The organism is Filobacillus milosensis (assembly GCF_004402015.1).
GTDB lineage: Bacteria > Bacillota > Bacilli > Bacillales > Alkalibacillaceae > Filobacillus > Filobacillus milosensis.
In genome coordinates this window covers 13,751-27,037 of record NZ_SOPW01000023.1, presented here as the reverse complement: position 1 = coordinate 27,037, position 13,287 = coordinate 13,751, and the positions used below count along the sequence as shown (strand labels likewise).

Below are 13,287 nucleotides of genomic sequence, written 5' to 3'. Positions count from 1 at the left end.
TACCAATATAACGAATTTGAATTTAATTAAAAAATATGATTGAATTCCAACAAGCGTTAAGTCATAGTAAATAATACCTATAAAAATGTTTACCTATAGTCTATTTAGGGGATATATATATCGGGTGGAGCTGATAAGGAATAATTAAAGATTGTAAGATTAAATATAAACATTGCATAGACAGATATATTGTTGAAGTTTAAAAGATAATAGGAGTTGCATGAATTGATAGCGCTAAATAACCATAACCAAGAGAGAGATATTTTAAATACTTTTATGAGTAATAAGTCCGATGCTATAGTTATTTTTGATAAGAAAACATAAATATTTGAAGTGAATCCGGCGTTTGAGAGATTGTTTGGTTGGACAAAACAAGAAATTGTAAAGCAAAACTTGTCGATTATAGCAGATGAATTAAATGTAATGGAAACATTGTTTAATATAAATCAGGGAAAAACGATAACATACGAAGATGTTCAGAGACTTCATAAGAATGGACACCATATCGATGTATTAGTAACGGTAGTCCCTATACAGAACAATCAAGATCAAATCTATGGAGCTATGGTTATATATAGATCGTCGATTATTGGAAAGCATGATTAATAAGTTGGAGGAAACAGAACATAAGTATGCTTCGTTAATTAACAATAATATTGATGCAGTCTTTTCAATAGATTTAGATGGCAAAATCATGAATGTGAATGAAACGGGTGAGAAGTTATTAGGAATCTCTAAATACATGTTACTAAAGCAAAATTTATTGGAACTAATGTTGGTTAAGGACTCATCAACAATTATAGAACTTCTAAATGATTTACATGACCAGCCACAAACAGTGGAAATGATACTTGCTCATAGAGATGGGTCAGATATTCATTGCTTAATAAAAAAAGTTCCGATGATTGTACACAAACATTTGGTAGGAATGTTTGTGATCGTTAGAGATATAACGTCTGAAAAAAGAATGCACCAAGCCATTTATGAGAGTGAAGAACGTATTAGACAGTTACTGGATTATTCACCAAGTGCCATGTTTATTCATGTGATTGTAATAATAAGGTATGCTAACCAGGCTTCTGCAGATCTTTTAGAGATTAATAGTCATGAACAATTGATTGGGAGATCCATATATGATTTTCATCCAGTAAAATTAAGAGAAGAGATTAAAAGATTAAATGAACGTTTAATTGAGGGTGATGAAAATGAGAGAAGAATTGATGAAAAGGTCATAACTTTAAAAGGTAAGGAGAAAACATTGGATGTATCAAAAATTATAACAACCTATAAAGGAGAAAGGGCAATTCATTCGATAGCAAATGATGTTTCTCATCGAAAGGAATATGAGGAAAAGATTAAATACATGGCTCTCCACGATCAATTAACTGGGTTACCTAATAGAAGATTATTTGATGAAAATTTAAAGGACACTTTTGAATTAGCCCAAAAGAATCAGTCACGTTTTGCCATTATGTATATTAATTGTGATAATTTCAAACTTATTAATGATGAGTTAGGTCATGATATTGGAGATGAATTTCTAAAGCAATTAGCTGAAAAGTTAGAAGCTTCCGTAAGAGAGGGAGACATAGTTGCAAGAATAGGAGGAGACGAATTTAACATTCTATTAATTAACATTCAACATGAAGATGAAGTCATATCGGTTGCTAAACGAATTTTGGATCAAACTAACACTCCTTTATATACAATGATAAAGAATATAGCGTTACATCGAGTATTGGTATTTCTGTTTATTCACCAGGAGAATATAAAACGGATATAAAAGACATTATTAAAAAGGCCGATCAAGCCTTGTACATTGCTAAAGAAAAAGGAAAAAATGCATATCAAATCTCGACATAATTTGATATTAAAAGATACCGTTAATATAGAATTTATAATATAATTCTAAACAACTAAAAGATCTTTTTCGAAGTTGTTTTAAGTTAAAAATCCTAAGTTTGTGACTTATTAAAAATTAAACAAAATGATTGTATGCTGCAAGGGTATTAACTATTTCAACATGTATCAAAGATAAGTCGAAATAGCATTATGAAAAAATGATAACAAAAATAGGTCTTTTTTATGACAAATTAAAAGATAATTTTACTTAATATTAAGGAGTGTTGGAATGATGGTTAAAAATATTTATTCCTTTCAGAAACAAGATATAATAAAAGCTTTGAAAGAGGACGAGTTTTGTTTAGTTTATCAACCTCAAATAGAATTATCTTCAGGACAAGTGATTGGTGTTGAAGCATTACTTCGGTGGGATCATCCTGAATGGGGTTGGATTTCACCGGTAGATTTTATCCCATTGGCAGAAAATTGTGGAATGATAAATCAAATTACCCGATGGGTTTTAAAAAACGCTTGTGAACAGAAAAAGAAATGGCAATATGATGGATTGCCTGATGTTATAGTATCAATAAATATATCACCAGTCGATTTTGAAAGAGATGAACTTTATGAAGTGCTTGTCAAAACAATTAAAGACACTGGACTCGACCCAAAATATCTTGAACTTGAAATTACAGAAACGGCCATTATGAAAGACATAAAAAAGACCGTTGATATTTTAAAGAAGTTAAGAAAAACAGGAATAAAAATTGCTATAGATGATTTTGGTAAAGGAAATACTTCTTTAGCGTATTTAAAGGACCTGCCAATTACTACGGTAAAAATTGATGGGTCGTTTATTGGCGATATACCATATAACAAAAAAGATTCGTCTATAGTCAAAGATATTATCCAAATGTGTCATAACTTGAATTTGCAAACGGTTGCCGAGTGTGTTGAAACAGAAGAACAAATTATTTTCTTATCTCTGCATAATTGCGGGGTAGCACAAGGATTTGCTTTTAGTAAACCTTTAAATGTTGATGATTACAAAAAGGATGTATTAACCTGTGAATTTAATGCTATTTCTACTATCCATCGATTGGATGACCAAATCATTATGAGATCTGCTAAGATGCATGATCACCGTTTTCAATCATTATTTAATCATAATCCTGATATGGTTTGTTCTTTTGGACTTAATGGAAAGTTTTTGAGTGCCAATAAGGCCTTTGAGAAGACACTTGGCTATCGACTAAATGAAGTGTTGGATAAAGATATGTTTCGTACCGTACACCCTGAGGATATTAATAAGGCTCAAAAACATTTGGAGGAAGTACTAAATGGGAAAGAGCCAGTTGATGTGGTAATTCGTCTTAAACATAAAAATGGTTTTTACATACATTGTCGAACCTCGTGTTTCCCTATGCATTTAGGCAAACGAGTAGTGGGTGTTTATAGTATCGCAAAAGATATAGGCGAGCAAAAGAAATTGGAAGAGAATCTTTATGAAAGTGAAAAAAAGTATCGATTAATTACTGAAAATATGTCTGACTTAGTTTCTACCATTGATGTTAACGGGATAATTCAATATGCCTCTCCGTCTCATAGGAATATGTTAGGGGTTGACCCTAATCGAATGGTAGGGAAAAATATGTTTGATTTCGTGTTATCAGAAAATCTTGAGATGATAAAAAGTCAACATAACAAACTTATACAAACAAAAAGCCAACGAAGTTTTGAAACAAGGTTGGAAGATATTAGTGGAAATATTGTATGGGTAGAAACCCAAGGCATTCCAATTTTAGATAAAGAAAACAACATTTCACACATTGTGCTTGTAGCGCGTGACATAACCAAACGAAAAGAATATGAATTAGATTTATATCGCATTCAAGCGGATTTAAAAAGTACGTTAAGTAGACAACAGGGTATGATTATGAAAATAAGGAAACAGGGACACCATTTTATTCACACGTTGTGTGAAGGTGAACTTTTGGATAAATTCGGTTTAACCCCCAAAGATGTCACTAACAAATCATTATTTGATTTTTTGCCTACAGAACTTGCAGAAAGCAAAGTAAAATTTTATTCTCGGGCATGGGGGGGGAATAATGTGACTTATGAAGTGGAATTTAATGGTATAATTTACATTGCAAATTTGAAGCCTGTTTTTGAGAATGGAGAAGTCGTAGAAATCATTGGATCATGTGTCGATATGTCAAATGAACAAGACATGTAGAATAAGATAAAATCTCATTATATTTAATTTTCTGTCATAAAATGAATGAGAAAAAATGTTTTAAATTATATTTTTTTAATAATAATTAGGTATTATTTAACAGGAATAAAATACCGGTTGATATTAATTAAAAATAAAAGTAAAATACATTTACTTTATAACTTTTTAATTAAATACCTTCGATAATGGCAAACTTACTGAAAAGTAAGGACGCAAAGCTACGGGTCTAAGGCAGTATTGCTACGATCGCCGGGTTACCGAAAAGGATGGTTAAATTTTGTATGGTTAAAATGTATTAATAACCGTGCAGAATGCCCGCCAATCTTTTTGGCGGGCATTTTTATATAGTTTTTTAATGGGCTTCACTATAATGCTCATTTATTGTGAAGCCAAATTCTAGATTTAAATAAAAATTAATTGTTTTAATAAGTAACTGATAAAGGGGGCGAGAAATATGCAACAATTTATTTCAAAAGGAAAAAACATTGAAGAAGCTATTAATTTAGGTTTAAAAATCATGGATGCTAAGAAGAAAGAAATAAATATTGAAATTATGCAAATGGAATCCAAAGGTTTTATTGGAATTGGTAAAAAACCTGCGGTTGTTAAGCTTTCTTTAAATCAACATCATAATCATCTTCAAGAAGGTTATTCATCAGAAAGCCAAAATTATTCAATAGAAAAAGTGATTGAACATACTGAAATAAATGAAAATTTGGATGTAAGGGAAAGAAGTGAAGCATCACTTAAACAAGTTGAATTAGAAGGTAAGGTATGGGTTGAAAATGGCCAACTGTTCGTAAGGGATTCTTCAAGAAGATACCCTACAGTAACCATTAGTGAAGGTATTACATTATTTAAAGATAATGTGAGAGTGAAAGAGAAATCAACTATTCTTGCTGAGAAAGATCAAATCGATTTACTAGTTGAAGAGGTTGCTAATAAAAAAACCGATTGGACCGTGAATCTTGAAGATCAAGGGTTAAGTGCCATACTTAAAGTGAATCCAGGCTATGACATTAAACGTCAAATTAAAGATATTGAGCCAGCTGAACATATTGAATTAACGTTTGACGAAACAAAGGAAGTAGTGAATACATTAAGTGAAGAAGATGTCGTTCAACAACTAAAATTGCTTCGAATCAATTATGGCATTGATTATAACGAAATAGTAGAGGCTACTAAAACGATTGAACCTAATACGTTCATTATTGCGAAAGGATTAAAACCTCATCCAGGTGTCAATGGTTGGGTTGAATTTCTAGTTGAAATAAACCCTAAAAATGGACTGGTGGAAGACGAAAATGGCAAAGTTGATTTTAGGGAATCAAAATCAATACCGACTGTCGAAAAGGGTGAGATTATAGCCAAAATTCATCCACCCAAGCCAGGGATTCCTGGGGTTGCAGTGACCAATGAACCTCTGCCAGCTCAACAAACATTTCCGATTAAAACCACTACAGGGAAGGGTATTATTGAAGTGGATGATCAATTGGTAGCGACAGAATCCGGAAGACCATCAATTGAACAAAGGGGTCAGCTTGTTAAAGCAACTATCGTCCCTAAACTCGTTCATCGAGACAATGTTAATTTATCCTCAGGAAACATTAGGTTTCATGGTGATGTTGAGATTTTAGGAGAAGTTGATGACAATATGCTCGTTGATGCTGATGGAGATATTTTTGTCCATAAATCCACTAGTTATGCTAATTTAACAACGTCTAAATCAATTTTAGTAAAAGGTAATGTAATAAGTTCAGAATTAGCCGCTGGTAAAAGTAATATGCTAATGGTTGAACTCGGGCATTTACTCGGAATCATGCATCATCAGATTGAAAAAATGATGGTTTTTATCAAGCAACTAATTCAATCTCCAGCATTTAAGTCTAATGACTTTTCTGTAAGTGGGTTACAACCCTTAATTACTATACTTCTTGAAAAACGTTTTAAAGGGTTTACCACTCATGCGAAAAAATATATAGAAGTCGTAAATCATGGAGAAAAGTACCTTAGCGATGAATGGTGTCAAATAGCCATTGAACTTAAACAAATTTTCCTAACCTTATCCAACCACATTACATCTGTGGATCGTTTAAAACATTTATCAATAAAAATGCAAGAGTTGTCTGATTTCGCACAATTACCTGTAGAGCCCAATGCTTATATTACAATCTCTGAATCTAATAATAGTAGTCTATATTGTAGTGGCGATATCAACATTATTGGAAAGGGCTGTATTAACACAAAAGTTCATGCTGGAGGCCACCTAAATGTTAAAGGTGTTGTGAGAGGTGGAGAAGTTTACGGAAGATTAGGTGTTACCATTAATGAAGTCGGTTCAAATAGTGGTACTAAAACCATTGTATCTGTACCAGATGACCAAATGATTCATATCAATAAAGCGCTAGAGGGAACGATACTAAAAATAGGGAATGCTAAATATTCAATCAATAAAGAAAAAACGCATGTTATTGCGAAATTAAATGATTCAGAGGACATTTTTTTGTCTAATATTTAGAAGAGGTGTAATCAAAATGCTAAAGTATGAATGTTTTGAGAAAAGTAGTTTATTAGAAGTAACATTAATAGGTGATCTTGATATTGATGGCACCAAAATCATCAATGAAAAATTAATACCACAGTTAATGAAATCAAAAAAAATCAACGTAAATTTTGAACAAGTCCCCTTTGTGGACTCTTCTGGGGTAGGATTACTCATTAATCTAGTGAAAACAATAAGAGAAAACGATGGAAATATCACTATTTCAAACATTAGTCAGGATATTCACGACGTATTTGAAATTCTTCAAATTACCGAAATTTTAGGAAAAGAAACATTCATTGAAAGTTAATATTTGTAAAATCATAACAAAATGGTTAAAATTCAGTAAATTACTTACGTTTTGTAGGTATAAAGTCTTGATTATACAAGAACTGTTATGCTATCATTTATATAATATAAAAGTTCTTTCGATAATGGCAAACCTACCTAAAGGTAGGGACGCAAAGCCACAGGCCTAAGGCAAAAGCTATGGCAGCTGGGTTACCGAAGAAGACGGGATATAGTTATAAGTCCGCCTTATTCGGGTGGGCTTTTTTTATTATAAATAGCTAACTGTGAAGTAACGTGACTTAACAAAGAAAGAGGTGACTGAGATTGAGTAGCTTTAATATATTTTCTAAAACAATATCGGAAGATGAAGTCATTATTTATATTGAAGGTGAATTGGATATTTTCACGATCGATACCGTTATCCAGAAGGTCGATGAACAAACGGTGTCTAATTGTCAGCTAGATCTAAAAGATCTTTCATTTATTGATTCTTCTGGGATTGGGTTGCTCATACGAAAAGTTATTGATTGGAAAGATGAAAATCGACATTTATCTTTTGTTAATTTGCGTCAAAATGTAGAAGAAGTGATGGAGGAAATGGGAGTATTCACAATTTTAGAGGATGTGCTTAACTAATGAAAAAGCAATTAGAGGATACACAAAATACGATCACAACACCACGAATAACGAGTGAACTTCAAGAAGCATCCAAAGTACAAAATGTCCTTCTTCAACATACGGCCCCACCATGTTCATCTCTACACTGTTACGGTCATACAGTGCCTGCTCATTATTTAAGCGGAGACTATTATGACTTTGTATATGAAGACAACAAACAAAAATATTGGGTATTCGCAGGAGATGTCATGGGGAAGGGAATTCCTGCTTTTACAAAAATGGCCATGCTTAGAACAGCAGTAAGAACGTTAGCTCCCCACAGTGAAAGTCCATCGGAACTTTTAAGGAAGGTTAACCAAACCTTATTTGAAGATTTTAAGTTGCTGCGTTCATTTACGACGTTGTTTTGTGGCATGTATGACATCGAGCGAAATACCTTTACATATGCGTCAGCTGGCCACCCACAACCCGTATTAAAAAGAATGAATCAACCAAGTGAATTGCTTCAAGCCAAAGGGATAGCTATAGGGTTTATTCAAGATTATAACTTTCAAGAAGAAACTGTGATGCTTCAACCAAATGATTACATCTTCATTTTTACAGACGGTATTACAGAGGCTAAAAATGAGAAGGATGAGCAATTTGGACGTGATCGCATTATCGATGTGGTTAATCAACATAACTCTAACACCTGTTTAATAGAAAACATAACCAACCGTATTTTAACCTATTCAAACTATGAACAACGAGACGATGCAACCATGGTAACGATTAAACGAACTTAATAGCACCTAATCATGAAAGGAGGTGAATGACATGAAAGCAAAAGTATATAACGTACTTACTATTATTGGAATCGTAGCTTTAGCTATGGGTCCTATTGTTCACCGCCCTTGGTGGTAATGATTAGTGATGATGGGGAGAGAATGCTCTCTTCATCATCAGCTATTTTTTGTAATAAAGGAGCTTAGAATTATGATATATGCTATCTTGGCAGCCCTCATTTTAACATTATTATTAAAAAGAAACCCAAGTAAAATACAACATAATATCACTTTACGTTGGTCCGGACTTATTGTTCTTTGTTTTGTGATCCAAATAATCCTGACATTAATTGCACTTTATCAAGAACAAAAGTATGAAATTATTTTTATTATGACATTTTTAGGGTTATTAATCGGATTAATAGCTAATCACTCTTTGGTCGGCGTGAAGTGGATCATTGTTGGAGCATCATTGAATGTTCTAGCACTAATCGTGTTTGGGGGATTAATGCCGGTTTCTGAAGCTGCTATGAATATGGTTGGGCAAGATCCTACAAATTTTTCAAGCGATTCTAGGCATCAATTATTACAAGAAGGTGAATTTTGGTGGGTGTTAGCGGACTGGGTTCCGCTTAAACCTTATGTTATGAGCGTTGGTGATATCTTTGTAGGAATCGGATTTATTCGTTTTTTAACGGTTAACTCACCGTTAATAAAGAGAAGTGGTGACAATTCATGACTAAAATGTTAAATTGGTATACTTTAACATTAACCATAATTGCATGTGTAACTCCTATTTTCTCTATATATAAAATTTGGGAGTCGACTCAAGACTACTTCTTATATCTTTTCATGCTATTAGTTATTGTTATTTTAGAGAACTTACCCATAAAGATGCCAACCGGTCAACGTTATATCATTAGTGGTTTGTTAGTCTTATTAGTATCGATCAATTTTGGTTTAGAATTCGGTTTATTAGCCATAGCAATTAGCACTTATACATTATTTGTTATCCATGTGCACCATAGAAGTTTACGAATAAACTACTTTCGTTATTTCGTAACGATTGGGATGTATTTTATTTCTTTAACTTTAGCTCTATTAACTTGGAGCTTATTAAATAACATAAGCATGATATTAGCAGTGGCAGCTGTTGTTTTAGTGTATGAAGTTTCTAATTTAATCTTATTAGAAGGCATATTTAAAACAGTCTACAATGAAAAGATGTTTACCAAATGGAAGGAGTACACGACAGAGACCATTTTGCCCGTAATTGTAGGCTCTGTGGTTATTCCTAGAATTTTAATTTTAGAAGATCACCTAGATATATACATAAGTGTGTTATATACATTATTTTTCCTGTTAGTGATTGTGTTTTTTTCTAGATATCTCACGCAACAAATTGAACTCAGAAAAAATTCTTCACAATCATTTATTTCTGTATTAGAAAAGAATATTTCACCGACTTTAACGGGTCATGGTAATCGAGTTGCTTCTATAGTTGAAATGCTTTTGGATGAATTTGAATACCCGAAAGGAAAGAGAAGTGACTTAATACATGCCGCTATCACTCATGATATTGGAAAATCAGTGCTTCCTCCTCATATTTTTAGAAAACGAGGGGCATTGACGATCTCTGAAGAACGTGAATATGAGACTCATCCAGAAAAGGCGGTTGATTTAGTTAAATCGATGTTTCCAAAAGAATCGTTTACAGAATGGATTCTATATCATCACGAACGTTGGGATGGCCAAGGGTTTCCTAAAGGACTAAAAGAAGAAGATATACCACGTGAGTCACGTATTCTTGCCTTATGTAATGAGTTGGAACACCTTTTATCACGTCACGACGATAATGAAACAGTCCTAGAACTGTTAAAAGACTTATCAGGTACAATTCTGGATCCTACTTTAGTGAAAAAGATAGAATTATACCATATAGAGATGGTTCGTGAAGTTTTTAAACAATATAAAACGGGAGAAAATCATACACGTTCAAACAAAAGAACGGGTCAGGTAGAATCACCGTCTGATCATGCAGAAGGTTTTGGAGAATCATTCTTTATTCAAGTTAATGATGGTGTTATTTCTTCGGGTGGACATAATATTTCGTTAGATTTCTTACAATCTCTTTCGGATAAGTCATTAGAATATCAAAGACCCGTGCATGAAACCTATCAAAGTGGTCATTCGAAGTATGATATTCATGCTCAACCTCTTGAAAATGGAGATGTTACGTTATTTGTTCATGATTTAACACCTTTTGTAAATTACCGAATAAAGCTTGAGCAAAAAATACTTGAGTCGTATGAACAGGTAGTAAACACATTATCAAACGAAAAGATCAGACTCCATTCTTCTGTTGAAGGCATTCAAAAGCAATTGGGTGAATACATTGATGAAACCCCAATCAAAAATTCATCCGATATACCCAGGAGTCGTCAGTTTATGAGCTTAATACAAAATGATTATCCAACAAACATCAGTAGTATGAAGGCGCAAGTTGCGGTTACTGAAACCGTTACTAACATAATTAAACATGCAACAAGTGGTAAGTTACAAGTATTTTGTAAGGAAGATAGATTACAATATTTGATTTCAGATAAGGGGTCAGGTATTCCGCTTCATGAAATTCCGAAAACGATTTTGGTGTCGGGTTACTCTAGTAAAATTTCATTAGGGAAAGGGTTTAACATGATTGCTAACTTTTCCGATCGAGTACAATTATATACATCTTCAGAAGGAACCCATATTTTATTAGAATATAGGTTACAACAAGATGATAAACAAACAAAATCAAACGATGCCTCTTAGGGTATTTTTTAAATATGACTCCTAATCTTATATTGATAAGGAGTCTTCTAAATCTCTTAATTAATTGGCAGCATAAACTTCCTTTTTAATTTTCATTTGTTCATGTGCAGAGCTTTTTGATTAAAGAAGGCCTTATGAAATTTTTGGTAAGGTCAATATTTCATTAGTTGGTAAAAATAATAGTAACAAAATAAACTTAGTAACTTAACATTTAGTTTATATAAAAGGAAAAGTTAACAAAAATTATAGAAATAAAATTGAACAAACAAAAATAATTTTACTATTAGAACAATCTATTGAACATTATCAATCTATATCAACTTCTTAAAAAAATGTTGGAAATTCACTTTCGCATCATCTAGTAAATGTTCAATAGTTTGAAGAGTTGCTACAAGAGTTCGGAAATTTAAATTAATGGAAATGCTTACTTAGAACAAGCAGACCTATTTGTTGCGCAGTACAACGATACTACATATTGCGCATTTATCAACATCTGTAAGCAATAAAATTATAAATACTCTTTCATTTACATTTAAAACATTTCTGAGAATTCTTCCATCTTCAAAAATGACAAACTTAATTTGAACTTTCTTGTAATAAGAGTTGGGAAGTCGGTATCGAAGGATTGGCAGTTCATCATATACAATATAATTACTTCATTTTATAACATTTAATTTTATTTCTAAGTCTAAATACCAAAATTGATAATAAATTATTAATGTCAATTATGAATTAGTATTGTTTTTTTCCTTCATTCTTGATGAGATCCACTTTTTAAAATCCTTTTTTGTAACTCTTTTTGATGCACCAATTTCGAAATTAGGTATCCCCCCTTCTTCGACGTGAATTTGAAATAATTCATACACTCTTCTTCTTGATATTTGTAAGAATTGTGAGATGTGATTTGCTGTTAAAGTATCAGGTAAAGAATCCCATGTTTGATACTTTGTTCTTTCATCTTTTTTCAATAATATTCCCCTCCTTAAGAAAAAGTGTAGTTAACGTAAATTATTTTTTGCTACATTGTTTTCTTCAAGCTTACTCAAATATGCATTTTCGTCTTTTATCCAGATTTCAATGAGTTTTAAAGCTTGTGTTCTTCTTAATTCTACGGATAAATGATTATCTTTAAGTTTATTACTCAAAATTAGACCTCCTTTTCTAAAAGGTTTACCAGTTTGTGATTAAGTTAAAGGGTTGGGCTCAATTGAGCCCAACCCTTTATGTTCTTATTAAATCTCTTTAAATTCTATTGGGAGACAAATTATCTTTTTTCGACTTTTAGCAATCATCGTTATCGTTTGTTGGTTTTCTACTACCGTTTCACAATACCCTAATATTATTGGACCGTAATGGGCTAGTAATTGTTTTAACTTAATTAATGCCTGAGGTTGAATGTTATCATTAAAAATTTCAACAAGTATTTCTCCGCCTTTATAAATTAAAGCTTTTAAATAAATATCTCGTGAATCAATATTTAGAATAAAGCTTCTTGCATCATAGACATAAGGAAAGTTAGGTCTGGTATGTTTCGTTTTATCTAAAATAGCAGCTTCTTTAGTTGATTTTAAGTACTGATTCAATTCGTCTAATGTCATAAGAACATCGGGGAGGATTTCGAAAGGGTATGACTTCCAAGATGTCGTTACACAAGGTTTTTCTTTTAGCATCCACTCGATAGGAACTCGTGTAAATAGAAATAATGTCGCCAATATTTCAAGTTTTGGTCGATCTTCTATAATGATATCCCGTATTTCCCCTTTTTTACTGGACCCGGATATTTCTCTAAGTCCTTTATAAACTTGAATAATCTTTTTATTAACACCATATTTCTTTATGAAAGTGTTTTCAGGCATCCCCAACATTTCTTTTGAAAATAGTATTCTAAACCTTCCTTCAAGAGATAACGAAAGCAGAAACTCTTTCAATATATTTGGCTGATGTTTGCTTAATGTTATTTCTGGTAGATCAACAATAATTCTACCTTGTTCGTCAGTAATATCATGAAAAAGTTCTTTCTCTGTCATCTCTTGGTTTATTACTTTTTGAATAATGCCGAAATTAGAATTTAATTTGCTCAAAACTCATCACCGAATTAATCATATGACGATATGGTCGACATTATCTTGGTTGGACTCAAATGAGCTCAACCGTTTTTGTTCCCATTTTTAAGGTTA

General features: G+C 32.3%; 13 protein-coding genes and 2 riboswitches. Of the genes, 10 read left to right on the top strand and 3 right to left on the bottom strand.

All coding sequences use genetic code 11. The features are described from left to right. Positions 1–354 precede the first annotated feature (354 nt). The 10 genes from E3U55_RS15580 (at position 355) to E3U55_RS15535 (ending at position 11,110) form a co-directional block, all read left to right on the top strand. Positions 355–606, top strand: a complete 252-nt coding sequence (locus E3U55_RS15580) for a PAS domain S-box protein (protein ID WP_194840950.1) — start codon at positions 355–357, stop codon at positions 604–606. Next, entirely contained in the window at positions 557–1,783 is a 1,227-nt protein-coding gene (locus E3U55_RS15575; protein WP_134341415.1) for a sensor domain-containing protein, read from the top strand. The genes E3U55_RS15580 and E3U55_RS15575 overlap by 50 nt, the downstream gene beginning before the upstream one ends. Next, positions 1,738–1,863 (top strand): diguanylate cyclase domain-containing protein, encoded by a 126-nt coding sequence (locus E3U55_RS18005; RefSeq protein ID WP_407644122.1) that lies wholly within the window; start codon positions 1,738–1,740, stop codon positions 1,861–1,863. The genes E3U55_RS15575 and E3U55_RS18005 overlap by 46 nt, the downstream gene beginning before the upstream one ends. A 268-nt stretch (positions 1,864–2,131) precedes the next feature. Continuing rightward, positions 2,132–4,081 (top strand): sensor domain-containing phosphodiesterase, encoded by a 1,950-nt coding sequence (locus tag E3U55_RS15565; protein ID WP_134341414.1) that lies wholly within the window; start codon positions 2,132–2,134, stop codon positions 4,079–4,081. 177 nt (positions 4,082–4,258) lie between these two features. Then, positions 4,259–4,343: riboswitch (cyclic di-GMP riboswitch) on the top strand. Between the two features lie 192 nt (positions 4,344–4,535). Next, a complete protein-coding gene (locus tag E3U55_RS15560) occupies positions 4,536–6,599 on the top strand; it encodes a FapA family protein (RefSeq protein ID WP_134341413.1) in 2,064 nt (687 codons plus the stop codon). A gap of 16 nt (positions 6,600–6,615) precedes the next feature. Then, complete coding sequence (locus tag E3U55_RS15555) at positions 6,616–6,933, top strand: STAS domain-containing protein (protein ID WP_134341412.1); 318 nt, start codon at positions 6,616–6,618, stop codon at positions 6,931–6,933. Positions 6,934–7,049: 116 nt separating this feature from the next. Then, positions 7,050–7,132, top strand: a riboswitch (cyclic di-GMP riboswitch). A 106-nt stretch (positions 7,133–7,238) separates the two neighbouring features. Next, entirely contained in the window at positions 7,239–7,550 is a 312-nt protein-coding gene (locus E3U55_RS15550; RefSeq protein ID WP_194840949.1) for an STAS domain-containing protein, read from the top strand. Beyond that, the gene (locus E3U55_RS15545; protein ID WP_134341410.1) at positions 7,550–8,317 is read left to right on the top strand and encodes a PP2C family protein-serine/threonine phosphatase; all 768 of its coding nucleotides are present in this window, start codon (positions 7,550–7,552) and stop codon (positions 8,315–8,317) included. The genes E3U55_RS15550 and E3U55_RS15545 overlap by 1 nt, the downstream gene beginning before the upstream one ends. A gap of 190 nt (positions 8,318–8,507) precedes the next feature. Beyond that, on the top strand, positions 8,508–9,035 hold the full coding sequence (locus E3U55_RS15540; RefSeq protein WP_134341409.1) for a DUF5317 family protein: 528 nt from the start codon (positions 8,508–8,510) through the stop codon (positions 9,033–9,035). Beyond that, complete coding sequence (locus E3U55_RS15535) at positions 9,032–11,110, top strand: HD domain-containing phosphohydrolase (protein WP_134341408.1); 2,079 nt, start codon at positions 9,032–9,034, stop codon at positions 11,108–11,110. Before E3U55_RS15540 ends, E3U55_RS15535 begins: the two co-directional genes overlap by 4 nt. 725 nt (positions 11,111–11,835) lie before the next feature. Here E3U55_RS15535 and E3U55_RS15530 read toward each other — a convergent pair. From E3U55_RS15530 to E3U55_RS15525, 3 genes are all read right to left on the bottom strand, one after another. Beyond that, on the bottom strand, positions 11,836–12,078 hold the full coding sequence (locus tag E3U55_RS15530) for a helix-turn-helix domain-containing protein (RefSeq protein WP_134341407.1): 243 nt from the start codon (positions 12,076–12,078) through the stop codon (positions 11,836–11,838). Between the two features lie 30 nt (positions 12,079–12,108). Continuing rightward, complete coding sequence (locus tag E3U55_RS17460) at positions 12,109–12,255, bottom strand: hypothetical protein (RefSeq protein WP_153801966.1); 147 nt, start codon at positions 12,253–12,255, stop codon at positions 12,109–12,111. A gap of 87 nt (positions 12,256–12,342) precedes the next feature. Next, positions 12,343–13,191, bottom strand: coding sequence for a hypothetical protein (locus E3U55_RS15525; protein ID WP_134341406.1), 849 nt, complete (start codon positions 13,189–13,191; stop codon positions 12,343–12,345). Between the last annotated feature and the right edge of the window lie 96 nt (positions 13,192–13,287).